The organism is Effusibacillus sp. SKA8 (assembly GCF_058273125.1).
This window is the reverse complement of the sequence record NZ_JBZCSF010000005.1, coordinates 70,066-94,793: the sequence shown is the minus strand read 5'-3', so window position 1 is coordinate 94,793 and position 24,728 is coordinate 70,066. Positions and strand designations below refer to the sequence as shown.

Annotated in this window: 18 protein-coding genes, 1 pseudogene and 1 CRISPR repeat array; all 19 genes and pseudogenes read left to right on the top strand. The window is 50.1% G+C overall.

Annotated elements, in window-relative coordinates; all coding sequences use genetic code 11:
* Positions 1 to 11 precede the first annotated feature (11 nt).
* The 19 genes and pseudogenes from AC4ED1_RS06055 (at position 12) to AC4ED1_RS05965 (ending at position 24,727) form a co-directional block, all read left to right on the top strand.
* Complete coding sequence (locus AC4ED1_RS06055; RefSeq protein WP_490936709.1) at positions 12 to 1,511, top strand: TIGR02677 family protein; 1,500 nt, start codon at positions 12 to 14, stop codon at positions 1,509 to 1,511.
* Entirely contained in the window at positions 1,508 to 2,728 is a 1,221-nt protein-coding gene (locus AC4ED1_RS06050; RefSeq protein ID WP_490936707.1) for a TIGR02678 family protein, read from the top strand. The genes AC4ED1_RS06055 and AC4ED1_RS06050 overlap by 4 nt, the downstream gene beginning before the upstream one ends.
* A gap of 1 nt (position 2,729) precedes the next feature.
* Positions 2,730 to 6,854 carry a TIGR02680 family protein gene (locus AC4ED1_RS06045; RefSeq protein WP_490936705.1) on the top strand — a complete coding sequence of 1,375 codons (4,125 nt, stop codon included), beginning with the start codon at positions 2,730 to 2,732 and terminating at the stop codon, positions 6,852 to 6,854.
* Positions 6,855 to 6,888: 34 nt separating this feature from the next.
* On the top strand, positions 6,889 to 8,289 hold the full coding sequence (locus tag AC4ED1_RS06040) for a TIGR02679 family protein (protein ID WP_490936703.1): 1,401 nt from the start codon (positions 6,889 to 6,891) through the stop codon (positions 8,287 to 8,289).
* A 71-nt stretch (positions 8,290 to 8,360) separates the two neighbouring features.
* On the top strand, positions 8,361 to 9,239 hold the full coding sequence (locus tag AC4ED1_RS06035) for a C40 family peptidase (RefSeq protein ID WP_490936701.1): 879 nt from the start codon (positions 8,361 to 8,363) through the stop codon (positions 9,237 to 9,239).
* 276 nt (positions 9,240 to 9,515) lie between these two features.
* Positions 9,516 to 10,526 carry a CRISPR-associated endonuclease Cas1 gene (gene cas1, locus AC4ED1_RS06030; protein ID WP_490936699.1) on the top strand — a complete coding sequence of 337 codons (1,011 nt, stop codon included), beginning with the start codon at positions 9,516 to 9,518 and terminating at the stop codon, positions 10,524 to 10,526.
* Positions 10,527 to 10,529: 3 nt separating this feature from the next.
* Positions 10,530 to 10,784, top strand: a complete 255-nt coding sequence (gene cas2, locus AC4ED1_RS06025; RefSeq protein ID WP_490936697.1) for a CRISPR-associated endonuclease Cas2 — start codon at positions 10,530 to 10,532, stop codon at positions 10,782 to 10,784.
* Positions 10,768 to 11,388: a CRISPR-associated protein Cas4 gene (cas4, locus tag AC4ED1_RS06020; protein ID WP_490936695.1), complete on the top strand. Its 621-nt coding sequence runs from the start codon at positions 10,768 to 10,770 to the stop codon at positions 11,386 to 11,388. The genes cas2 and cas4 overlap by 17 nt, the downstream gene beginning before the upstream one ends.
* Before the next feature lie 762 nt (positions 11,389 to 12,150).
* Positions 12,151 to 13,514: a CRISPR direct-repeat array (repeat unit 37 nt; unit sequence GTCTCAACATAGACCCGATTTTCAAGGGGACTGAAAG).
* Positions 13,515 to 13,751: 237 nt separating this feature from the next.
* A complete protein-coding gene (locus tag AC4ED1_RS06015; RefSeq protein ID WP_490936693.1) occupies positions 13,752 to 14,096 on the top strand; it encodes a hypothetical protein in 345 nt (114 codons plus the stop codon).
* A gap of 205 nt (positions 14,097 to 14,301) precedes the next feature.
* The gene (gene cmr1 / locus AC4ED1_RS06010) at positions 14,302 to 15,477 is read left to right on the top strand and encodes a type III-B CRISPR module RAMP protein Cmr1 (protein WP_490936691.1); all 1,176 of its coding nucleotides are present in this window, start codon (positions 14,302 to 14,304) and stop codon (positions 15,475 to 15,477) included.
* A complete protein-coding gene (gene cas10, locus AC4ED1_RS06005; RefSeq protein WP_490936689.1) occupies positions 15,474 to 17,225 on the top strand; it encodes a type III-B CRISPR-associated protein Cas10/Cmr2 in 1,752 nt (583 codons plus the stop codon). The genes cmr1 and cas10 overlap by 4 nt, the downstream gene beginning before the upstream one ends.
* A complete protein-coding gene (gene cmr3 / locus AC4ED1_RS06000; protein ID WP_490936687.1) occupies positions 17,222 to 18,382 on the top strand; it encodes a type III-B CRISPR module-associated protein Cmr3 in 1,161 nt (386 codons plus the stop codon). Before cas10 ends, cmr3 begins: the two co-directional genes overlap by 4 nt.
* A 35-nt stretch (positions 18,383 to 18,417) precedes the next feature.
* Entirely contained in the window at positions 18,418 to 19,281 is an 864-nt protein-coding gene (gene cmr4 / locus AC4ED1_RS05995) for a type III-B CRISPR module RAMP protein Cmr4 (RefSeq protein ID WP_490936685.1), read from the top strand.
* A gap of 16 nt (positions 19,282 to 19,297) precedes the next feature.
* A complete protein-coding gene (gene cmr5, locus AC4ED1_RS05990; protein ID WP_490936683.1) occupies positions 19,298 to 19,702 on the top strand; it encodes a type III-B CRISPR module-associated protein Cmr5 in 405 nt (134 codons plus the stop codon).
* Entirely contained in the window at positions 19,683 to 20,435 is a 753-nt protein-coding gene (cmr6, locus tag AC4ED1_RS05985) for a type III-B CRISPR module RAMP protein Cmr6 (protein WP_490936681.1), read from the top strand. The genes cmr5 and cmr6 overlap by 20 nt, the downstream gene beginning before the upstream one ends.
* A gap of 19 nt (positions 20,436 to 20,454) precedes the next feature.
* Positions 20,455 to 21,747, top strand: a complete 1,293-nt coding sequence (csx2, locus tag AC4ED1_RS05980; protein ID WP_490936679.1) for a TIGR02221 family CRISPR-associated protein — start codon at positions 20,455 to 20,457, stop codon at positions 21,745 to 21,747.
* Positions 21,748 to 21,788: 41 nt separating this feature from the next.
* Positions 21,789 to 22,754 (top strand): CRISPR system precrRNA processing endoribonuclease RAMP protein Cas6, encoded by a 966-nt coding sequence (gene cas6 / locus AC4ED1_RS05975; protein ID WP_490936677.1) that lies wholly within the window; start codon positions 21,789 to 21,791, stop codon positions 22,752 to 22,754.
* Between the two features lie 344 nt (positions 22,755 to 23,098).
* Positions 23,099 to 23,197 (top strand): annotated as a pseudogene (locus AC4ED1_RS05970) (transposase); the annotation flags it as partial.
* An 81-nt stretch (positions 23,198 to 23,278) separates the two neighbouring features.
* Entirely contained in the window at positions 23,279 to 24,727 is a 1,449-nt protein-coding gene (locus tag AC4ED1_RS05965) for a transposase (protein WP_490936675.1), read from the top strand.
* The last annotated feature ends 1 nt before the right edge of the window (position 24,728 follow it).

Here is a 24,728-nt window from a genome sequence, read left to right as displayed (position 1 = left end):
GGATGAGTGCGGTGAACCGACGACAAACGAAGGAATTGTGGACGAAACCTGTGCCGGAGACCAAATATCTGAATGCGGAAAATGTGGCCCGCTACCGATTGATTCTCCGGTTTTTCTATGAAAGTCACAGCAAATTGAAATATTGGCTGAAAGCCGAAGAGGTCTATGCGGGTGTCATGAGCTGGGGGCTGCTTACCGATTATTCTCTGGAACAGTGCCAGAGGGATCTGGAAGTGCTGACCGAGTGGAAAAACCTGACCAGCCGTCATGATGGCGGCAGGGCAACCACAATTGAAGAATACTTGCGCAAGCGATTTCGATACCAGATGACCCCTTACACGATCGAAATTGAACGAATGTTGGAGAACCTCGAAAACATCCAGGGATACGGAGGTTCGTTGGAACCGACCCTGCTGGAGCGGTTATTGGGGTATGTAAACCGGATTCGGGAGACAGCCGGGTGGGCGGAAGGGGAAGCCCTCCAATTGTGGCGGGATTTGCAAAGCTCCTTTCGCCAGTTACATGAGAACGCATCCGATTATTTGGCCAGCTTGCAAACCGGGAGAGCGGAAGAGTTGATGCTTACGGAGCAGTTTCTGGTGTTCAAGGACACGTTAACCCACTATCTGCGCAATTTTGTAGTCGGACTGCAACGTTATGGCGGACATTTGGAGGCGATCTTGCGGGAGACAGAGCCGGCAGTATGGCAGGGGTTTGTGAATGCGGTGGTGGCTGATGAGGCCAAACTGCCGTCGTTAGAGGAATCGGTATCAGATGAGGAACGGCTTTTCCGCCGTCAGGAAGAATGGGCCATCTTCGTGCACTGGTTCACGGGAAACGAACGTGAGCCGAGCGACGTAATTTTTCTGGAGAGGGCAACAAAAGACAGTATTGCCAAGATGCTTAAATATGCGTTGGCAATTCAAGAAAAGCACAAGTGGGGGATCAGTCGCAAACGGGAGCTGGACTATCTGGGTCAATGGTTTCTGAGTCTGGGAGACGTGGAAGATGCACACCGGCTTGGCGCTTACACGTTTGGTCTTTATAGAACCCGGCATTTTCAGGGGGAAGGGGAACGGACCTCCGACTCGGCAGACCTGTCGATGTGGGATGAGGTGCCCATGGTTCGGGAATTGAAATCGCGAAGTCGGATCCAAAGAAAAACAGGGGATACGGAAGCGATCCGTGAACGGAAAGAACAGCAAGAGAAAGCGAAACAAGCATTTCTTGCGGAGAAAGCGGCTGAAGACGCGATTCTCGGGAAATGGATCGGGATGAGAGAATTTTCCATGAGCGAACTGGAACGGCTGACCCTGTTGGAACGCAGGTTCCTGTTAAGGTGGATTGGCCGGTGTATGGCAAATCGTTCACGCACGACCCGGACACCGGACGGGCTGGAAATTCGTCTGCTCGAACCTGAAGACGGACGGCGTGCAAAGCTGGTTTTTGAGGACGGGGTGTTGGATTTGCCTGACTTCCGCATGGTATTGAAAGAGGTGAGCGGGAAGTGAGGAGAAACCGCAGGAATCCGGCTGGGGACCAAGAACGGCTAAGGGTGGAACTCCAGCAGGCGGCACAGGCACTCTTGAACCGGCCCTGGATTACGAAACGGAAAGATCCGGACCTGTTCTTGTTGGTCAAAAATCATTACGAAAGATTGCGGGACTGGTTTCATGACCATGCAGGCTTTTCCCTGATTGTGACACGCAGTTTTGCCAAGTTGGAGAAGATTCCGGGCTCTTACCAGCCTTGGATGGGAATTGAAACTTTTCACAGTCCGCGGGATTACGCATTATTTACGTATGGTTTGTGGTATTTGGAAGGCCGGGGAGAAGCGGAACAATTTTTGCTTTCCGAGATGGTGGACACCATCCGCGAACATTTGTTGTCTCTGGACGTGAATCTTGACTGGACGCTTTACGAACATCGCCTTTCCATGGCCCGCGCGTTAAAAAAATTGAGAGAACTGGAAGCGCTTGTTGCCGTGGAGGGGGAAGAATCGGATTGGGCACGGGAAGGAGGCAGCCACAACGTTTTGTACGAAGCTTCCCCGATGGCAAGATATGTGCTGCGTCGTTTCCCGAAAGATCTTATGTCCTACCGGTCCATGGAAGAGTTGATTGCCCCTGCGGCCCCTGCCTTGTATACTGCCGGAGATTCCGCGGCAAGTTCAGAAGTGCAGGCCAGGCGACACAAGATTTTTCGCCGACTGATGCAGGAACCCGTTGTGTATGACTGGGAGTGGTCAGACGAAGAAAGGCGGTACGTCCAGACCCAAAGATCCTGGTTGATTGAGCAGATGCGGAATGTGTTGGGACTGGAAGGGCGGCGGTTTCGCGAAGGACTGTTGTTCACCTGGACCGATGTGACGGGCGAGATGCAACTGTTCCCTACTCTTGCCGGAGAATCGGATCTCCTGCTGTTGTTGGCTGGAGAGATCCGCCGAATCCTGCATCGGCAACCCGGTTTTTTTGAAAAAGACGAACACGGCAATTTGTTGCTGACAAGGGCTGATTTCGAGGGGATTTTGAGCCGGTTGAAAGAGTATCACGGCGATTACTGGAGCAAAAGCCACAGGGAGAAAACCAGCAGTTCACTGGCGGATGAACTGGTTGTCCATTTGCGGGAATGGAACTTGGGCAAGCAAGAGGGTATGCACACTGTAAAGCTTTATCCGGCATTCCTGCGCTGGAACGGAACATACGACTGGAAGGGGCACGAGGAATAAAATGGAAGGCAACAGATGGGTGATGAACCGTGCGGGAGTTTTCAACTTTTGGTTCTATACGGATGAAGTGTTTGAGCTTTCGGATGGAAGGCTGATTTTTCGCGGGGCCAACGGTTCGGGAAAATCGGTTACGATGCAAAGTTTCCTGCCGTTGGTTTTGGACGGCGACAAGCGTCCCTCCAGGCTCGACCCCTTCGGCTCAAGGGACCGTAAAATCGAGTATTATCTGCTGGGAGAGACGGAAAGCGGAATCCATGACCGCATCGGGTATTTGTACCTGGAGTTTCGCCAACCCGAAGCGGACAAATATTTGACTGTGGGAATCGGGTTGCGAGCAAGGCGGGGGGCCGCGCAAGTGGGATTCTGGGGATTTGCGATTACCGACCAACGTCGGATTGGCAAAGACCTGTTTTTGTATGACGTTGATTTGTTCGAAAAACATGGCCAGAAAGTGCCGTTGGACAGGGCCGAATTGGAAGCTTTGATCGGCGAAGGCGGAAAAGTGGTCCGTGAGCAGGGCGAATACTGCCAGTTGGTGAATCAACTGCTGTTTGGTTTTACGGACTTGGAAGCGTATAAGGATTTGCTGGAATTGATGATTCAGCTGCGGTCGCCCAAGTTGTCAAAAGATTTTAAGCCTTCGACGATTTACGGTATCCTGAATGACGCGCTGCCTCCTTTAAGCGAAGAAGATTTGCGGCCGCTTTCTGAAGTGTTGGAGGATATGGATGAGATTGGCGACCGTCTGGACGAATTGCGGATTCACCGGACGGAGGCCGAGAAACTGGTTGCCGTTTACGATCAGTATAACGAAATGCGCCTGTTTGAATTATCCTCCAAAGTTTTGCAAGATGAAGCGGACAGGAAACAAAAAGAGGAAGCGGTCAAGGAGCAGGAACGGATTTGGAACGGGTTGCGAGAGGAAGAGGAGCGGACCCAATCTTTGTTGGAAACCTCCGAACTGCACCTGCTGCAAACGGAGACGGAAATTGACTACTTAAACCGTTCGGAGGCGATGGAAAAACAGGTTGAATTGCAGACCATGCAAGAACGGTTGAACGAGACGAAGGATGAGATCGGGAGAACACGTCAACGGATTCGGGAAGCGGAACGGGACAAGCGGAAGAAAGAGGAACGGGCAAAAGAGGTTCGGCAGCAGCTTTCCAAGCAGTTGGAAGAGCAGCGGGACCTGCGGGATGAGATGGATTCCCTGGCAAGGGAGATCGAATTTTCCGATCACGATTTTTACGAAAGACAATGGGGAATTGAAGACCAATCGGCGGACGAAAGGTTATGGGCCGGCTGGAAACGGGATGTGGCAGCCTGCAGGGAAGAGCTAAAAGAAGTTCACGGACTTTGCGTGACCGAGCGTGATTTGGCGGCGAAGGCGGACGAAGCGGAGAAAAGCATGAGTGTGGCACGCGAAAGGAAGGATGCAGCGGAACGGTTCTTGCGGGCAAAGGAGGACGAACTGCGGGAGGCGATCGTCCGGCAAGAAGACGCTTTGCTTGTCTGGTACAAGGAACTTAAAATGCTGCCTGTGTCGGAAGACGCATTTCGGAAAGTGCTGCAACGGCTCCAGAGCTATCCTGAACTTTCTTACGAGGAAATTGTCGAACCTTGCAAGACAGCGGCCGAGCAGGCGCAGGCAGCGATTACAGCCAGAAAGCTGCAGGCAGAACATGATTTAAATCTGAAAGAACAATTGCTTGAACAATTGCGTGAGGAACTGGAAGCTTGGCGCGACCGTCGCGAGCCGGAACCGGAACGGGCCGAGGCAAGAATCCGTTCCCGAAAGCGCAGGCTGGAAACGGGAAGCAGCATAGGAGGGCCGCTGTATGCTCTCTGCGAATTTCGTCCGTATGTCGACGAGCGAACCAGGGCTGTTCTGGAAACCGTACTGCACCGTTCGGGCCTGTTGGATGCATGGATTTCACCGGAAGCGATCGAAGTTCTGGAAGAAGAAGAAGAAGTTTGGATAAAACCTGCCCCCGTTTGGATGGGACATACACTGGCCGATTATCTCGAGCCGACTCCCGGTGTCGGAAGCGGTTTGACCGCCGAACAGGTGGAAGATGCGTTGCGTACAATTCAAATTGGGGAAGGCGAAGGAAACGGTGCCTTCATTACCGAAACCGGCCGGTTCGTATTAGGCCCGTTGACCGGACAAACCGCAAGCAAGGAACGGGCCGAATGGATCGGCGCGGAAGCCCGAAGGCAAACAAGGCTTGCTGAAATGAAACGCCTGGAAGAACGGATTGCTCTTGTTCAAGGGGAGGTGGACGAGATAAGGGAGATCATCCTGAGCCTCTCGGATCAATCGGAACAGATGCGGCAGGAACTGCTTGCATTGCCGTCGGACGAGAAGTTGCGGGCGGCAAACCGAGAGCTGCAGGATGCGAAAGCCGATTGGGAACACGCAAAAAAGGTCGAAGCGGAGTACAGCGAGAAGTACAAGGATGCAAGCCGCAAGTGGCGGGAACAGCAACGGGTTGTTTTGGAGCGAACGGCCAAATGGTCCCGTCTGAAAAAGGAAAAAGATTTCCGGGAAGCTTTGGAGATTGTGCAAGATTACGAACGCCAAGGCTTGACCCTGAAATCGGTGCTGGTCGTACTGGGAAGAATCCGGCATGAAGCCCGCCAATTGGAGGAGGAACTCCAGGCTGTAACGGACCGGATCGCTTTCGAACAGGAGCATTTGGAGAAACTTGAGATGCGGGAAAAACAGTTTCAGGCGGCGGTTCAATCTTTGACCCAATTGGTTCAGGAGTTGGGACTGTACGATGTGTTCCGGCGTCTGCAAGAGCTCCAAGACCAACGTTCCCGCCTGAAAGAAACCATAGACCGATGCGGGAGAGAATTGCGCCGGTTGAAAGGAGAATTGGGAGCCGGGGAAGAGCGGTTGCGGCAAAGACGGGCGGAACTCGAAGAGAGCGAAAAACAACTGCAGAAGTCTATTCAAAGTTGGCAGTATGAATGGAATCTCAACCTTATCGAGTTTGAAACGGGCCACCCGCTGCAGTCGGTCGTGGCTAACACACCGGACAGGATTCTCAAAACCGCCCAAGCACTCCGCAGCATGCTCCGTCCCCGCTATGAAACCCGGCGGAAAGAGCAATTGCTAAACCATTTGCAGGAAGCGTTCGCCTTGGCAAAAAACGCCTTGCTCGATTATCAACTGGAACAGCGTTACGAGGAAACGGGAGAGCGAATCTTCATCGAGTCGTTGCGGGATCGTGCCCAGCCGTGGACACCCCGCATGCTTTTGAATGAATTGTTGCGCATGGAAGAAGAACAACGATTGCTGATCGATGAGAAGGACCGGGAATTGTATGAGCAAATTCTGATTCACAGTGTGGGGCGGGCGATCAAGGACAAGATCAACCGGGCCGAGCAATGGGTTCGGGAGATGAACCGATTTATGGAGAACCGGAAGACCTCGAGCGGCTTGGTGCTGTCGCTTGAGTGGAAACCGAAAGCCGCACGCAACGAAAGGGAACTGGATACGGAAAAGTTGGTCCGGTTACTGAGGAAAAATCCGAATACGCTGCTTGCGGAAGAGGTTGAACAAATGATAGGGCATTTCCGTTCCCGAATCCGCTGGGCGAAGGAGGATGCGGCGGAGGGGGAAGGGTTGCGCAAGTGGATTCAGGAGCTGCTGGATTACCGGAGCTGGTTCGCTTTCACCCTGTATTACCGCAAGGGAAGCCAGCCCTGGCGCGAGTTGACCGATTCCCGCTTTAACGTAATGAGCGGCGGCGAAAAGGCGATGGCCATGTACATCCCGCTTTTTGCCGCAACCGACTCGCGGTACAAGGATTCCCGTCCCGATGCCCCCCGCATCATCACGCTTGATGAGGCGTTTGCCGGCGTCGACGATGAGAACATGCGGGACATGTTTCAGTTGCTGACCGAAATGAGGTTTGATTACATGATGACAAGTCAAGTGCTCTGGGGTTGCTATGACACGGTTCCTTCCTTGTCCATCTACGAAATCTACCGGCCGCAGGATGTCGATTTTGTCACCCTGATCCCTTACTACTGGAATGGGGTGCAACGGCGGCTGATGGAGGACGGTGACTGGGAATCCGTCAAAGAAGTGGCTGCCGCCCGATTTGACGGATGAGATTTTGCGAAAGCTTCCGATGGAGGCGAAACGGATGTCGAAACCACCGAGCATTTACACGGAATGTCTGGATTTTTTAAGACAGCCGGGTCTGCAGAGGATGTGGCCGCTGGTTCGGAAGAAGTATGAAAGCTACGGGCGGGTCGCAGGTTCGGTCCGCCTCTCCGACTTGCGGGAGGAAGAACGGGAAGCGCTCGAAGGATTGTTTGCGGTGAACATGCTGGGGCGTTCCGAATTCCGGTTTCGTCTTGCGGAACTGGACAATGCACTGCAGGAAACAAGATTCAGACTTTCAGTGGCGGACTGTTTGCGTTTGCTGTACGGAGAGGAGTGGATGACCCGGCAGGAACAACGCGAAACGGAAAGGCGGTCATGGGAACGGTTTTGCCGCTGGGCGGCCGGCTTTGCAAAAAAAGAAGAATTGAAGCGCTGGATCGAAACGTTAAGTGCAAGAGGCGGGCTTGGGTACAGGGCGTTTCTCGAATGTTACAAGGAGTTTCGCGAAACGGGTCACAGCGCGGATTGGACATATGCTTTAGCAGCTTTGGAACAGTTACCGGCCCAAAATGAACGGTTACCTGTCTTTGCGGCACGGACTGTGGGCGACCCGCACCGCCTTGACCGGTCGACCCTGTCGGGAAGAGTTTTTTATTGGGGCATGCTGGCTTTGCTAAATCAAGACACCCAGGATCCGGAGTCTCCAAACCGTTGTGCGGAGCTCATGGAGGGGGAGCGGCTCGGAGAATTCATTCCATCGGAAGGACCGTCGGAAGAATCCTGTCTGTTTGTCGGGGACGATATGGAAAGTGTGTCTCAGGCCGAATTCATCCGGGAGCGGTATTCACAGGCGGGGATTGTTTTGGATGATGTCAGTTCGATGGTTTGGGTTGCGGGAGTGGGAGAGTATGCGAAAGATGCGGTGGCATTGCCGCTGCTGACTGTCGAACGGCTCGCTGCAACTGCCTGCCCCTCCGTATCGCAACTGTTTGTTGTGGAGAACCCGTCCATTTTTGGATCATTGGTGGATTTCGGGGTAAAACAAGCAAACTCGTTCCCGTTTCCCCTCATCTGTACAAGCGGTCAGCCATCTTTGGCCGCCCTAAGGCTGCTTGACAGGATGACACATGAAGGGTCACGGATTTATTATAGCGGGGATTTTGACGTGAAGGGATTGGCCATGGCAATGGGGTTGTTGCAAAGATACGGAAACCGGTTTGTCCCCTGGAGATTTGATGCCAAGACTTACCGGTCGGCCGTCCAAGCCCACCACCCTTCTTTCTCCGAGGGGGAGATCAGAGCCCTTGAGCGAATGAAAGTTCCGTGGGATGACCGGCTTTTGCCAACCATGAGAGAGACGGGAAGAAAGGTTTTTCAGGAGCATCTACTCGAATTGTTGGTGAAAGACTGGGCAGAGGGAAGAATCGATGCGGATTGAATTTGGCAGAGGCGCATAAATTTTGAAGAATGGGCCAACGTATATTCAGAATCCGTGGAAGGAGGAAGTTTATGCGCAAATGGCCCATTGTTTTTTTATGTTTGCTAACTGTCACGGGTTGTCAAGGGGTTCGGTTGGGAGAACCGAAACAGCAGCCGTCACCGAAGACACAGAGTCAGGAAGTTCAAAAAAGTTCCAATCTTGTCAGGGTGGAGAAAACCGAGTATGTGAACGGCAACGAGATCATTTTGCATGCAAAGCCGATTCCGGAGTCTGATGTTAAAGGAACCGGCGACGAATATGTGATAAACATTAAGGACAATGATGCGGTTCGTGATTTTGTGCAATATGTTCATCCCAACACAAGAGCCGAAAAAATTACGGTAAAAAACGGCGATACCACCTTGCTTTCCGCTCCCGCCCAAACGGATCGGGAAAGTACAGCCGATCCCGTTTCGGATAACTCTGCGCTCCATTCCAGTTCAATCCAAGCAACCGGTATTAAGATACCGCCAAGGGGCGTTAGGATGGACCCCCAAATTACGCCGCTGGCCCCAATAAACGCCAGCCGCGCGGATAAAGTGGCCGCGTTGCGCCGGGTCGGAGAATCCAAGCTGGGAGTCAAATATGCGTGGGGCCATAACGAAGACAGGGGACAGGTAGGATTCGACTGTTCAAACTACGTGGCATATGTGTATCACCATGCTCTGGGGTATCTGTTTACGACGTCCAGCCGAAAGCAGTACCAACAGGTGGGGGAGCCGGTACCGGTAAGCCAAATGCAAGCGGGCGATTTGGTTTGCTTTAACAATGGAGGCCATGTTGGCATTTATATGGGAAATGGTCAAATGATTCAAATGGGCGGCGGAACGGGAAAATGCACGTATCTTCCCTTAAAACCGGGATCATATTGGTACAGACACATATCAGCGGTCAAGCGCATGTTTTAGCCGGATAAAGAGTCGTCATTGGAGGGTATGTTGAGTTTATAGAATCCTTTCGGGTCCACAGCAAGTCAATCGTACGTGTTGATGGTTTATAAAGCCTGATCCCGTACGATTTTTTCGTCTTAAAATCTCACACAGATATATCCTTGTTTGATGGAATGCTCCAAAGTACTTCGATCCAGACTCGGGAAATAGCATGAGTTCGTCTTATAACGTGTTTATTAGTGTCGTTCCAAGAGAATACTGGAAACAATTGCCGAATTCTGGAGGTGATAGCAAGTGCAGATTATTGTGGATCAATACGGATATGGGATCCGCAAAGTCAGCGAGAGATTGGTCATCCGGGATCAAGATCGGAAAATTGTCCAAGAAACCCCGTTCTTTGATATTGATGACGTGATCATCGCATCCCGCGGCGTGTCGATTTCGTCTGACGTGGTTGAGTACTGTGCGGAACAAGGAATTCCTATCCATTTTCTGTCCTACAAAGGAGACCCGTTTGCCAAACTTGTATCCCCAAGCCTGCAAGCAACCGTAGCGACACGGCGGGCTCAATTGGAGGCTTACAACGACAAGCGGAGTGTTATCATCAGCAAGCATTTTGTCGGTGCCAAAATCAGGGCCCAGCTGAACTTGATCAAATATTGGGCGAAAAACAGGAAAAGAAACGGGAACGACACCCATTCCCTTTTTGAAGAAACGATCCTGCATTTGGAAAGGAATCTGGAGAACCTCAGTCAGATTGACGGAAGCGCAATCGATGATATTCGGGGAGTTCTTTTGTCCCTTGAAGGTCGTTCGGCTTACCTGTATTGGGAAGTGGTTAAGAAACTGCTGAAACCGGAACTTGGTTTTCCGGGACGAGATCATCGGGGGGCTTCCGACCCGGTCAACATGGTGCTGAATTACGGATATGGTTGTCTGCAGAATGAAATCAGCAAAGCGGTTTTGCTTGCCGGTCTTGAAGAGTGCGCGGGGTTTCTGCATGTGGACCGGTCGGGCAGAGCGTCCTTTGTCCTTGATTTCATGGAAGAATTCAGGCAGCCAATCGTGGATCGAGCGGTTTTGTCCCTTTTTACAAAAGGGTTTTCTCCAAAAATGGAGGAGGAGGGGCTGAGTCGGGAAAGTCGGCGAACCATTGCTTTGGCGATTACGGAACGGTTGGAAAGCAAAGACAGATATGAAGGGAAAAAATATCAGTTGAAAACGGTAATCCAACGGCAAGCCTATCACTTGGCCACTTTTTTGCGTGAGGGAAGAGAATACAAACCGTTTGTGTGGAGTTGGTAAGCGTTGCAACTATTGGTCATTTATGACGTCGAAGATGATCGTGTGCGGACAAAAGTGGCTAACGCCTGTAAAGATTACGGTCTGCAGCGAGTACAATACAGTGCGTTTAAAGGCGAACTGTCGTACAACCGAATGGAAGAATTATTTTTTCGGCTAAAAAAAATTTTGGGTGTGGATGCGGGGAACATCCAAATGTACCCCATGTGCGAGAAAGATCTCAAACAGGCGAGGGAAATCGAAAATGTTTCATGCAAGTGACAATCTCCAACAAATTCACCCTATTGAATTGAATGTGACCGATTTAAAACAATATTTGTATTGTCCCCGCATTCCTTATTATTTCTACGTCATGCCAGTCCCCAGGCCGGTCACTTATAAGATGCAGCATGGTGTCCAAGAACATGTTGAGTTGGACCGACTTGAGAGGCGGCGGGGATATCGCTCTTACGGACTGACCGAAGGAAAAAGGCTGTTTCATCTGCAATTGAAGAGCGAAACCCTTGGGTTATACGGAAAGCTGGATCTGGTTATTGCATACGAGAAAAAGGGGGTTACCCAGTATCTTCCGGTAGAGTTCAAACACACGGAAAAAGGTGTTTTTGCGAATGCCAAGTATCAATTGGCTGCCTACGCAATGCTGTTGGAAGAGCATTTCCAGGTGCCGGTTTGCGAAGGAATCGTGTATCAAATCCCCACAAAGACTTACAATATCATCAAGATCACCGATCCAATGAGAAAGTACGTAAAAGATTCGTTGTCTGCCATTCGAAGAATGATGGTAGAGGAGACGTTCCCTGAACCATGGTCACGTTCCCGTTGCACGGATTGTGAATACAGGAGGTACTGTAATGACATTCGGTAGTGATGATGAGAGTATGTGGGTACTTGCAAAAGTGGCCTGGGAACAAAAGCAAGCCTTATTCATCAGAAGTCACCATTTGCTAATTCAACAACGGAAACGGCAACTCCTCCATGTTACCGGCGGTAACATCGGATTCAGGTGGAAGTTTATCTCAAGAGTGATATTCATCGTGAGTGTCGAAATGCCCAGACTGTTTACAGTGAAGTTCCGTGTGCGACCCGGATGTTGGGGGGGGAATGGAGGCAGAGAGGGCTAATACAGGAACGCCAATCGTTTCTCTGGCAACGGTATATGCCCAAAGTCCAGTTGTACGCTCATGAGGTGGAGAAGATCCTCGGATGGATCGAAGACCGGTCAGGTTTATATCTTACGGTAAAGGGCACTTTTGTTGAAGTGCCTTGTGACCTGGAAGCGTGGGAAAGGTTGTTGGAGAGGATGTATCGAATTTGGACGGGGATCAGCCAACGGGTTGCCCAAGATTAGATCGCCTTCATGAATTTAGGTGATCTTTTTTTCTAAGCACTAACAAAATTATGATATATTATCCATGTAAGGGAGAAGTGTAGATCATTGATAATTGCTTTTTTAGGCTGATTCGGAGTGGGGAATACTATCTTTGTGAAAGGGGGATAAGAATTATTTCGAGGATGAGGCCCGTTTTTCAACAAGAAATCAATCCTCGAAAAAATTGCAGAAATTTGTTGTGTAAGAAGTTTCCCAAACCCGCACCACAGCTGGATTTTAGGATGCCCATCGCGGTCGGTCTCAACATAGACCCGATTTTCAAGGGGACTGAAAGCCGGCCAAGGCTTCAACGTCAGGTCTACTAGTGAATACCCAGTCTCAACATAGACCCGATTTTCAAGGGGACTGAAAGCGTCCAAGATTAGTAGGCACCTAGATTCATGCCCAAAGTCTCAACATAGACCCGATTTTCAAGGGGACTGAAAGCTGAATACGAAGTCCGTCATCTCAACGCGAGAAAGTCTCAACATAGACCCGATTTTCAAGGGGACTGAAAGTCAGACGGTGGCTCTTTCCAAGCCCGCTATATTTCTGTCTCAACATAGACCCGATTTTCAAGGGGACTGAAAGGAAATTTCGATTGTATCCAAAGATAACGTGCGGAAAGTCTCAACATAGACCCGATTTTCAAGGGGACTGAAAGCCCGAAGGGTCACGTCGAACGCTGGGTACTTGGTTTTGTCTCAACATAGACCCGATTTTCAAGGGGACTGAAAGAGTCCACACCAAGAATACGAGGACCAACTCTTTCGAGTCTCAACATAGACCCGATTTTCAAGGGGACTGAAAGAGCAACAAACTTCGGCCATCAGGGAGGGGAGCCTCCGCGTCTCAACATAGACCCGATTTTCAAGGGGACTGAAAGGTTGCGAAGCGTACCATCCGGTTGTTCTGCGAGATATGTCTCAACATAGACCCGATTTTCAAGGGGACTGAAAGGTGACCAGTAAATATATATAAAACCCGCCGTTATGCTGTGTCTCAACATAGACCCGATTTTCAAGGGGACTGAAAGATCGCCGAACTCGGCAGCCAGACGGCAGTGTTCCAAGGTCTCAACATAGACCCGATTTTCAAGGGGACTGAAAGCGTCGAGAATGTACTGCGGGTGGGGATCGGCCGCCGCCGTCTCAACATAGACCCGATTTTCAAGGGGACTGAAAGGGTATCAGAGCAGTCTGGCTGTCACTCCCCCAAAATGTCTCAACATAGACCCGATTTTCAAGGGGACTGAAAGAAATAGATCGTACGCCCGCGATATGAACCATCATCAGTCTCAACATAGACCCGATTTTCAAGGGGACTGAAAGGGATTAAATGATTCTTGTTCCTCCCCTGATTGCCCAGTCTCAACATAGACCCGATTTTCAAGGGGACTGAAAGCCACCAAGCATAGCACGATCAAACATAAATACAAAGTCTCAACATAGACCCGATTTTCAAGGGGACTGAAAGGACTACGAAACGCCACGCGCCAAAGCCTTATACGCCGTCTCAACATAGACCCGATTTTCAAGGGGACTGAAAGGCGGCGAGTATCTCACCCGGCGCGCGGCGGAGATTGGTCTCAACATAGACCCGATTTTCAAGGGGACTGAAAGCTTTTTCCCCTTTCTTTGCGCCAACCACGTCCACTCGAGTCTCAACATAGACCCGATATACATTGGTATCAGGGAAAAAATATTGGGAAAGTGGACTGGAAGGTTAAAAAATACCTAAACTCAGTTGATTCAAAATGATTAACTCAACTTTTGAATTAGTTGAGTAGAAGCCGCCTTTCGCGAAAAGCAGGGGCGGTTTTTTCATGCCTAGAGTGTGCGGAAGGCGTTAAAAGCTGCATGGAATATGCCGACAGGCTTACGGAGGTTGATGATCGATATTCAGAAGTAAGCCCAAAATATTTTTACCCTAAAAAGACGTCTGCTTCGGATATTACCGAAGGACATAGAAGGACATACTTTATTCGACCAGATGTAGGAAAGACAGCCGGAAATCTTGAAAACGGCGGTGGAGCGGGTGAACAGCCGACTGGACGTATCCTTTGGCTTGGAAGTGCACACGATTCGCGGCATGACCATCGACCACAAAAAAAGGATACATCGCAAGAAGCTCCAATGAATCCAATGAAGATGGATTGTCCTATGGGGGGTCTTTTCTGCTATAATATGGGAATAGGAGAGTGATTGTGTGGGAAAATTTTAAAGAAAATTTATGGATAGGGTTGGGTTATATCGAAAGTAAAATGAACAATAAAATTGATACATAAACTGAGATTTAACAAACGTTCGGACTACTCAGGTACTAGTTAACATATCCATCCGTATGGTGCAGAACCTCCGTACATACATTTATCCAAATCTTTTTGAAAATTTGAAAGGAGGGCCAATTATGACACGATCAATTATCAGTTTTCATGAACCGCCGGAGCCACAATTACCTTCCGGGAGGGAAAAATTGGAGTGTGAAATTCAGGTAGTAACCCCTATGTTCGGGGGTGGAGTGAAGGCCGGAAAGGTTGATTCACTGACTCCGATACGTGGGACGTCGGTTCGCGGCCAGCTCCGCTTCTGGTGGAGAGCCACGCGAGGAGCCCGGTTCCAATCGGCGGATGAGCTGAGGAAGGAAGAAGGAAAAATTTGGGGCACCACAGAGCAAAGAAGTCCTGTTACCCTTGCCATCTGCATCGTGGACAAGGGTGTCAAACCGGGAATTGATTATAGACAATTGGGATATGTATTGTTCCCATTCGGCCGGGAGCAACCCGCTCTTCATGGGACTCGGTTCCAATTGAAATTGGAGTTCCCCGAAGCGTTCAAATTGGATGTGGAAGCGGCTCTTTGGGCCTGGATCAACTTTGGCGGAGTGGGATCCCGAAGTCGGAGAGGGTGCGGTGCTTTGTTTTGCTCGAAATTTTCTCCCGGTGAGGAGAACCGAATTCAGGATTGGTACCGGAACAATCTGCAAAAATATCAAATTTGCTTGGAAGGTGCCCGTGAATGGCCGACTCTTCCCAGCCGGCTTTTCGTCAAGTACCAGAAAAAAGATCCAATCGCTTCCTGGCAAGATGCTATATTCTTGTTTAAAAAATTTCGTCAGGGTCCAGGTCCTGGAAGAACACAAAACCAAGGTAGGGCGGGCAAATCCAACTGGCCGGAAGCCAATGCTATTCGCTATTTGGAGAGGGAGTTAAAGAATAGACCTCAAACTCCTGACTCCAAGAAATTATGGTTTCCGCGGGCTGAATTCGGTATGCCAATCGTGTTCCAACGGACCCTAAAAAAAGGCGTGGCCGAATTGTTGCCTAAGGGTAAGCGGCGAATGGCCAGCCCTCTGATCCTGAAACCGCTGTCTCTTTCCGCTAACCGAGCCGTTTCACTGATCATGAAACTAACCACTTCAGGCACCGGGGATGTAGAGTTGAAATTTCCCGGGGACAAAATCAGCGTTGAACAGATGAGAGAAGTCAACATTGACCAATTTCCGAATGTCCCTTTAAAGCGCTATGGATCTTCATCCGCTTTGGATGCTTTCTTGCGATACGCGGAAGAAGGAGGCTACAGATGAGCAATCAGCTTTTGGCCCTTTCCATAGGTCCTGTTCAAGACTTTATTGCCGCTGCCAGAAAAACCCGCGATCTCTGGTTTGGTTCTCTGGTCTTGTCTGAACTGAGCAAGGCGGCCGCCAAAGCCCTCCATGACTTTGATCCGGGCATCCATCTCATATTTCCTACACCCGAAAGATCCGAGGATCTGGCTCCGGACTCCTCTTTGAGTGTGGCTAACAAAATCCTGGCTGTGATCCCATCCGATGTAGATGCAACGACGGTAGCAAGAAAGGCTGAAGAAGCGGTTCAGGCCAGATGGGGAGAGTTTGCTGCTGAAGCTTTTGCGTTGGCATCAGATGCGATTGATCAAGAGGTATGGCATTCACAGATTGGCGATGTTATTGAGTTTTATGCAGCTTGGGTTCCTATGGATGATAAGAGTTACCAGCAGTCCCGGTTGCAGGTCGAGCGGTTGTTGGCAGGACGCAAATCACTTCGTGAATTTCAACCCGCAAAGGGGTTTGAAATCCCTAAATCTTCCCTTGACGGGGCGAGGGAATCTGTCCTTAGAAATGCAGGGGCGTTGTCGCATGAATTGCGAATCAGGACAGGAATTAAAAAGAGTGAGCACCTGGATGCAATCGGAGTCATTAAGCGATTAGCCAGAAAAAGGAGCTTTCCCTCGGTAACCCAACTGGCAATCGATCCTTGGCTACGGGGAGTTGCAAGAAACGAAAAGGGGAGGGATATTCTGACTAAATTGGAACGTATTTTTTCGGAGCATCCCTTGTTGAAGTTGCTAAAGGTTCCAGACGCCAAACTGTTTGCTTACGATGGAGCCGTTTTTTATCCAAACCGCTGGGAAGTGCTGGCTCAAGAACACTCCGTTGAGCAACCGATCAGAAACAGGATCGACATTCTACTAAAAGAATTGCACAGTATGCACAAGGAACCTTCCCCTTACTTTGCAATCCTTTTAGCGGATGGAGACCGTATGGGGGCCGTCATTTCAAGTCTGGACAGCATAGACGGCCATCGGCATTTCTTCCGGAGATTGTCACAGTTTGCTGCGAGGGCGGGAGAAATTGTCCACAAGCACCATGGGGTTCTGGTGTATAGTGGCGGAGATGACGTATTGGCATTCTTGCCGATTGACCATTGTTTGCAGGCAGCGCGCGAGCTTCACGACAAATTCGGTGAATTAACGAGGGAATTTCCTTTGTGTGACGGAAGCCCTCCCACTCTTTCGGTTGGAATTTCAGTGGGGCATCATCTGGAACCACTTGACATACTTCTGGATTATGCTCGCAAAGCTGAAAAGGAGGCCAAACATCCTGACCGGGATGGGCTTGCAATTCATTTCCACACTCGTGCAGGGGATGCCATACGAGTCAAAGCCCTTTGGAAAAACCGACTGGATGAGGAGATTCTTCATTTGGTGTACTTGCTACAGATGGAAGGAATATCTTCCAAGTCAGCGTATGATTTGCGGGGGCTAGTCCGTTTCTATGAAGGATGGCCTCAGGAAGCGCTTCCGAACAGTTTGCTGCAAGCGGAAATTCTTCGGATACTCAAGAAGAAGCGTCCCAAACAGGAGTCTCTCAAGGAAGAAACGCTAGAAAAATTGACAAAGAAAGTTGAGAGTCTTGCCGATTTGTCCAGATTGACGGACACTTTGTTGTTGGCCGGGCGTTTCGCGGATAGTTTCCGCCAATCCAAAGAAGAGATTCCCGGTCTAACAGAAGCGGGGGATAAAGCAAGCAAATGACCACTCTTAAAATTGTTCCTCATGACATGTTGATCGCAAGGGATGGACGACCGTTTGGGATTGATAGCGGGAATCAGATCTATTGCCTGGATTGGCCTTACCCATCGGTTACCGCAGGATCGTTGCGGACCCTTATTGGAAAAAGAATGTCCTCCCAGAACCCTTTCTCTTCAGATAATCTGGCAATCTTGAGGTCTATCGCTTTCTGTGGTCCTTTTCCGTTGCAACAGAACCGCCTTTACTTTCCCGCCCCTCGAGATGTGGTGTTCTACGAAACCAAAGATGGTATTTTAGGTCAGATGATCCTGCGACCAAAGCCTTTGCCGGAAGGGATGGGATGCAATCTTCCGATTCCCGAATTATGGCCGATAGAGGTCACAGAAGATGTCAAGCCGATTTCGGCTCCTTCTTTCTGGTCAATAACGAAGATGAACGATTGGTTATCGGAAGACGGGCTACCGAATGGGTTGTTTCCCCAGTTTACCACGCAGTGGGAAAATGAACAGGACTTCCTGTTCCCCCTAGTAAAGGAGACCCGAATTCAAATTGCAATGGAACATGATACGATGACAGCCAAGGATGAGCACCTGTTTGCCACCTCTGGACTGGTGTTTTCGGCAGAGCCGGAAACGGGGTTGGCTGTCAGGGTAACCCACTGTCCCACTCCTGAGGTGCAAACGCTTGTCCGCAGTTTGGAGACTTGGCAGCCCTTGGGCGGTGAACGTCGATTGTCCCATTTTCAGGTGGAGAATAACGTGGATTGGGCTCCCTCTGGAAAATTGGAAACTGCTTTGGCCAATTCTACTGGTGTGCGTATGGTACTGGCAACTCCCGCCCTTTTTAAAAATGGGTGGTTGCCCGGTTGGATTTGCAGCAAGACATTGGAAGGAGAACCGCCGGGAGGAAAAGGACTCTGCCTGAGACTTCGGGGAGCTTGCATTGACCGCTGGAAGCCGGTCTCAGGATGGAGCTTCGAAAGAAAAAGACCCAAGCCGGTGAGGAGGTTGGTTGCTGCCGGAAGCGTCTATTTCTTTGAGGTGGTTCAAGGGAACCCGGCCGCTTACCTTTCGGATTTGTGGTTGCAACCGGTCAGCGATGACGAGCAGGATCGACGCGATGGCTTTGGTTCAGCCTTGTGGGGCGTCTGGAATCTGTAGATAGAATCTGAATCGGGTATTGGGAGGACTAAGAAATGTCGGAAACAGCAAAAATGTACTGGCTTCATGCGATTACTCCCCTCCATGTGGGAGTGGGGCAAGGGACAGGCTTTATTGATTTGCCGATTATGCGTGAGAAATTGACACAATGGCCCCTTGTGCCTGGAACCGCTGTAAAAGGGGTCCTCAAACAGCATTTCCGGAAAAACGGTCTGGACGAAGAACGGATTCATCTGGCGTTTGGCAGGCAGGATACGGGATATGAGAGTGCGGGAGCGATCGTTTTTACCGATGCCCGGATTGTGCTGTTGCCGGTCAGGAGTTATTATGGCACCTACGCTTACGTTACCTCACCATTGGTACTCAAAAGGTTAAAAAGAGACATGCAGTCCGTCGGAATGGATGAACTCCCCGACCCTTCGGAGCCACCGGTAAACGTTCTGGTCAAGACCAAGGAAAGCAAGCTGTCCAACAATGGGAAGGTATTTCTGGAAGAGTATGACCTGAAAGCAGAGGAAGATGAGACAGCGGATAAATGGGCTGCTTTTCTGGCGAACATCATTTTTGGCGGCGATCCCACTTGGGACAAGATCTTCCGGGAACGGTTTGCGGTTGTTCATGATGATCTTTTTAATTTTCTTTGCGAATTTGCCACCGAGGTGAACGCCCGAGTAAGGATTCAGGAAAAAACGGGCACGGTTGCGCCGGGGGCGCTCTGGTATGAAGAAAATTTGCCTGCGGAAAGTATCCTTGCAGGAGTCGTATGGTGTGACCAGGTGTCTACAAAAACGGACAGCCCTGTCAATCTGTTGGATTTATTCGGACAACAGGAACTCCAGATACAGATTGGCGGCAAGACAACAGTCGGGAAAGGGAAGGTTCGGTGTATATTCGCATAAGGAAGGACGGAGGATCATGATTTCCAGTCAACAGTTGATGGCTCAGACCATCTATCAGCATGTCAAACAGGTTCAGGAAAAAACGGTGGAGGCAAATGCGGAAGAATACGGCCGCCTTTGCCTTCACTTCCCGGCCTTGTTGCACGGCTGCGGCCTTTGCCAGGCGATTTCCTTCTATCAATCAAAAGCGGGCAAGCAGTCGGCTTACAGGTTGTATCTTGAACATCTGGCCGAAACACTGGGGGTGGGCGAGCCGGAAAATTGGTCGATTGTCCGGGAGGCTGAATTGGTGGAGTACATGTGGATTTCCCGACAAGCCAAGCTGGCTGCGGATTTGTATAAACGGTACGCAGAAGCGCTTCTCAAAGTTGAGAATAATGCGGGAAAGAAGGTGAGTCACATTGGAACAAGCCTGCCGTAACGTAATCGGTACATTGCAACAGACCGAGAAGCAAAAAGCGTCCCATCCCGGACTGATTCTGCAAAGGTTTCTTCAAAGCTATCAGGAATCGGGGGAACACAAAAGGAATTTGCTTGAAGAGGCAAGGGCTTCACTGGTCAACGTAAAGGAATTTTACCCGGCTGTATTTTCCCGCTATCAGGAAAGGTTGCGGGACAGTGAATCGCAAATGATGGAAGTGGACGGGCGAATGATTATTGGCCTGGGAACCGCTTCCGTGTTGGAAACAGGGATTTATTTGCACCACACGTATGGGGTTCCCTTCATTCCGGGCTCCGCACTGAAAGGCCTGGCGGCTCAGTACTCACAGGAGATTTGGGGCGCAGACCCCGGTTTTGCTCCAGGCGGCGTCTATTATCAAGTTCTGTTTGGAAGCGCGGAATGCGCCGGACACATCATCTTTCATGACGCGTATCCAGACCCTGCAACATTGGGGAATTCCCTCGAACTGGATGTCACGACGGTTCATCACCGTGATTACTATGAGGGAGAAGGGGCCCCCACTGATTTTGATGACCCCACCCCGGTTCCTTTCCTGAGTGTCAGGGGGAGATTCTTTGTGGCGGTGAGCTGTGATGTGGAGAATGAGGACGGAAGAAAGTGGACGAAACTCGCGTTTGCCCTGTTGAAGGAAGCTCTGGCCAACCGTGGGATAGGCGGCAAAACGAGTTCCGGCTATGGAAGACTGAAATGAGAAAAAGAGAGGGATTCGTATGGGGATCAAATTTTTATCGTTTCTGGGAACGGGGCCTTACACTTCATGCCGATACACGCTTCAAGAAAGGGTATCCTCAAATACCCCCTATATTCAATATGCGTTGCTGGAACTTCTCGGAGAGGCCGGCCTTTCCTTTTCGGACGCTTACATCTTTCTGACGGAGGGGGCCCGGAAAGCAAACTGGGAAACCCGCTCGGGCGGATCACCGGGATTGGCCGCAGAACTGGAAAAATTCCGCCGGAATCGCGAGATGGTGGTGCATGAAACAGACATCCCGGATACAAAAGGCGAGGACTCCCTGTGGGAGTTGTTTCGGAAAATGTTTGATCTGTTAAAGCCAGACGATCAAGTTGTGTTTGACATTACGCACTCCTTTCGTTTCCAGCCGATGCTGACTTTGTTGGTGCTGCATTTTGCAAGGGTGGCCAAAAATGTGCAGGTGATCGGGATTTATTATGGCAACTATGAAGCCAGGTCAAATTCAGGCTCTCCCGCAACCGAACAAATAGCTCCCGTACTGGATCTGACCCCTTTTGTCGATTTTCAGGATTGGATAAACAACGTGGATATTTTCCTGAAAGCGGGCCGGTGGCAGCCGCTCGGCGAATGGATTCGCTCCACCAAGAGGGAGATTACGCTGGCGGAACGAGCTACACCCCCGGATCTAAAAAAAGCGCAGGTTCTTTCAGACAAGTTGGACAGACTGACCGCTGCCCTGCAGACCAACCGGGGACCTTCCATATCGGACGAAGCGCAAAACGTGATTTTTGCCATTGAAAAACTTAAATCCGCAGAGTTGCGCCCCCAATTTGCCCTGTTAGGCGACCTGATAGCGCAAATTGAAGAGGCTATCCGGCCGCTTGTTCAACCGGATGTCATCGAATCAGGTTTTGCCGCTGTGGAATGGTGCGTACGCCACGGTTTGGTTCAGCAAGCCTATACTCTTCTGGATGAGTTAATTCTCACTACCATTTGCGAGGCGGAAGGAATCGACAAGATTAGACAAAGGGAAATGGTAAATTCCACACTCAGGGTTGCCATTAAGAGAATGCAGGGAAAGGAGCAACCCGGACATGCAAGCGAGGTTAGTCCGGAATTGGCGGACCGGTTGAGCCAATATAAAGATTTTCTCAATAGCATTCATGTTTTGCATGATTACAGAAACGATCTCAACCATGCCGGTTGGCGAAAAAATCCAAAGCCGGCAGGGCACTTTGGGGAAAAATTATTGGCAGCATTGCCTAAAATTAAGGAAGAAATGCGAAGGTACTGCTTTGATCCAAGGTAAAATTTGGCCCGTTGCAAGGGGATTTCAGGGAGGAAGCAAATTTGTTCGAGGAGCTAAGAGTTGCAAAGTATTCTTTTACCTTGCAGGCCGGAGAACAGGGATTGGAATTGCCTGCCTGGAAGGCATCCACATTTCGTGGCGGGTTCGGACATGTTTTCAAAAGACTTTCTTGCATTCATCCCGGTCAGGATTGTAAAACATGCAGTGCCTTGTCTTATTGTGCCTACCCGTATATTTTTGAAACCCGCCCTGCTCAGGATGATGTATTTATGGGAAGTTATGAACAGGTGCCACGGCCATATATTTTGGAAGTGCCAATCGACAAGCAAACAATATACGAGGCTGGAGACATGCTTTCGGTCAATGTACTCCTTTTTGGCAAAGCCATTCATTATGCTCCACTCTTCGTCAGTACTTTTAAAGAACTTGGAGAGCAAGGAATCGGCAAGGGAAGGAAGACTTATCGGGTGGTGCATATTGATAACCGGGACGAGAAAATGGGGTTCCACCGAACGGTATATCTGGATGGTGGAAATGTGACCGTCCATTCACCCGTTGTTTTGACGGGAAGTGACATATGGGAGCGAGCAAATGTCCATGACGAGAGGCAGGAAAGACTGATGGTTTTTTTTGACACTCCGTTACGACTCAAATCGCAAGGTGTATACACCAGCGAACCTAAATTCTCTTTGCTTGTTCGGAACATCCTACGCCGAATGACTGGACTTCTCCAGTTCCACCATGGTGTCACCCCTGACTGGAATATTAAAGAATTGTTGGCAAAAGCGGAAAATATTCAACTTGTTCGCAAAGAGATCAAGTGGGTGGAATATGACCGCTATTCAGGCCGTCAGGATTCCAAGATGAAGATGGGCGGGATAGTAGGTTGGGCGCTATACGAGGGCAATGTATGGGAATTTCTGCCGTGGCTGAAGGCAGCGGAAATTGTACATTTGGGTAAAAATACGGTTTTTGACTTCGGCAGAATCAGAGTTCGAACAATTTAAGATCCCTTATTATCGTTAGTTTATGCACTAACATTTTTAAGTTCTAAAAGAAGACCTTCCACAGTATCAATTATAGTGGGAGGTGTACATAATGAAATTTTCATTCTTGACTTTGGTCCAAATAATTGTTGTAAAAAAATAGTAAAATCTTTCTGGAGGGGATCTGGAACATCCCCTCCCCATGATCCATTAATTTATATGCCAACTTTTTAAAAGTGAGAGTTTTGCATAATTCTAAGTCCTTGTGACACAAGGTTTTCAGAGGAATAAAAAAGGACTTCACCCCAAATTGGAGAAAGTTTAAAGTGCCGAAAACATCCACTTTCACCATGGAGGGAAGTCACTTGTATATTCTCCAAGAATCCTTATTTTCCTTCGAGGATTGGTTAAAACTTGAGTCACATGAGCGATTAAGCCTATTCTTTGCTGCTTTAGAAGTCCGGTGAAAAAGTCCGCGTATGCAGGCTTTTACCACGGGTTTGCCGAATTGATACTGTAACAAACCATCGAAAGAGTGATTGAACATGAAAGCTCGTAAGTCATCGGCCATCCAGCCTCAGATGTTCCAATTTGTGGACATGGATGAACTCGTGCCCCAAAAGCACATTCTGCGCCAACTGAACGAAGCGATTGATTTTTCCGTTGTCCATGACTGGGTGGCGCCGCTGTACACACAACGTACCGGCCGCCCGGCGGCTGACCCGGAGCGGATGGTTCGATTGATGCTGCTTTCGTACCTGTTCAACCACTCCGAACGGGAATTGTATCAACTGCTGCCCATGCATGCGGGCTATTTGTGGTTTTGCGGACTGGACTTCGAATCCGTCCTGCGACCGAATCCATCCCGGCCGACTTTGCCGGATCGGACGACTCTGGTCAAGACCCGGAAATTATGGCGAAAACACGGCATTTTTGAGAAGCTGATGAAACATGTCGTCGATCAGTGCATCGCTGCCGGATTGGTCCAACCCGATGTGCACGCTAGCGTCGACGGCACCCAAGTGCGCGCCAACGCGTCCATCCACAGCTTGAGAGAAATCGCCCTGGCTCCGGTGGAGTCGCTTGAGGATTACCTGGCTCGCATGGCCCGGCAAGACGAGCAGACTGATGGTGGCACCCATGATTCCGATGATGACAGCCAGCCGCCCGCACCGCCTGCACGAAAGGAGCAACGGGTGGAAGACGAGGCGACACAGGAAGACTTTCATGGCAAAACGTTCTCAAACAAGACCCACCGCAGCGTGACGGATCCGGATGCCCGCTTGTACAAAAAGTCGAACGGTCAGGAAGCGCATTTGCGGTATTTGGTGCATCATGTGACAGATGTCCAATCCGGCGTCATTCTGTCCACGCAAGCGAGTATCGCGTCCGGGACGGCTGAGCGCGAGACGAGTTTACAGCAACTGGCGGCGATTCGCTTTGCCCATCCGCAAATCCGGATTCGAACGCTTTCTGCCGACAAAGCCTACGGCACGACCGAGTATCTGCACGCGTTGTTTGAGCAAGGGATTGTTCCCCTGATTTCGCTTCGCAACCTGACACTGGAAGAGATACCGACTTGGAAACGTCAAACCAACGATCCGGAGAGACAACGCAAACGGCTGGCCAAAATCCGGGGAATCCAAATCCGAAACAAAGCCAAACACATTCAACTCCAGGGTTCCTACCGTCATCTGCAAAAGTTGCGGACGCGGTGCGAGCATGTGTTTGCCGAAAGCAAAGTCGCGCATGGACTGGATCGCGCACGGAGCCGCGGGCTGGACTGCATGCAGGAGCAGGCGCTGCTGACGGCCATCGTCCAAAACTTGAAAAGACTATGCCGGTTTCAGAAAAAGCGACCTCAAACCGGTGTTTCGGCCTGCCTAAAACCGGAACCCGCGATGACGGAGGCGGTGTCAGGCCTGCTGATATCGGCGTTGGTTGGGTGGTTTGCCTCCTTTTACTTGCCGATTAGACGGCTACAACCGACCTAAA

Excerpts from the sequence above, each read along its gene's own strand:
- AC4ED1_RS06045 (WP_490936705.1), top strand. The coding sequence starts at position 2,730 with ATGGAAGGCAACAGATGGGTGATGAACCGTGCGGGAGTTTTCAACTTT.
- AC4ED1_RS06040 (WP_490936703.1), top strand. The coding sequence starts at position 6,889 with ATGTCGAAACCACCGAGCATTTACACGGAATGTCTGGATTTTTTAAGA.
- AC4ED1_RS06035 (WP_490936701.1), top strand. The coding sequence starts at position 8,361 with ATGCGCAAATGGCCCATTGTTTTTTTATGTTTGCTAACTGTCACGGGT.
- cas4 (WP_490936695.1), top strand. The coding sequence starts at position 10,768 with ATGTTTCATGCAAGTGACAATCTCCAACAAATTCACCCTATTGAATTG.
- AC4ED1_RS06015 (WP_490936693.1), top strand. The coding sequence starts at position 13,752 with ATGGAATATGCCGACAGGCTTACGGAGGTTGATGATCGATATTCAGAA.
- cmr1 (WP_490936691.1), top strand. The coding sequence starts at position 14,302 with ATGACACGATCAATTATCAGTTTTCATGAACCGCCGGAGCCACAATTA.
- cas10 (WP_490936689.1), top strand. The coding sequence starts at position 15,474 with ATGAGCAATCAGCTTTTGGCCCTTTCCATAGGTCCTGTTCAAGACTTT.
- cmr3 (WP_490936687.1), top strand. The coding sequence starts at position 17,222 with ATGACCACTCTTAAAATTGTTCCTCATGACATGTTGATCGCAAGGGAT.
- cmr4 (WP_490936685.1), top strand. The coding sequence starts at position 18,418 with ATGTCGGAAACAGCAAAAATGTACTGGCTTCATGCGATTACTCCCCTC.
- cmr5 (WP_490936683.1), top strand. The coding sequence starts at position 19,298 with ATGATTTCCAGTCAACAGTTGATGGCTCAGACCATCTATCAGCATGTC.
- csx2 (WP_490936679.1), top strand. The coding sequence starts at position 20,455 with ATGGGGATCAAATTTTTATCGTTTCTGGGAACGGGGCCTTACACTTCA.
- AC4ED1_RS05965 (WP_490936675.1), top strand. The coding sequence starts at position 23,279 with ATGAAAGCTCGTAAGTCATCGGCCATCCAGCCTCAGATGTTCCAATTT.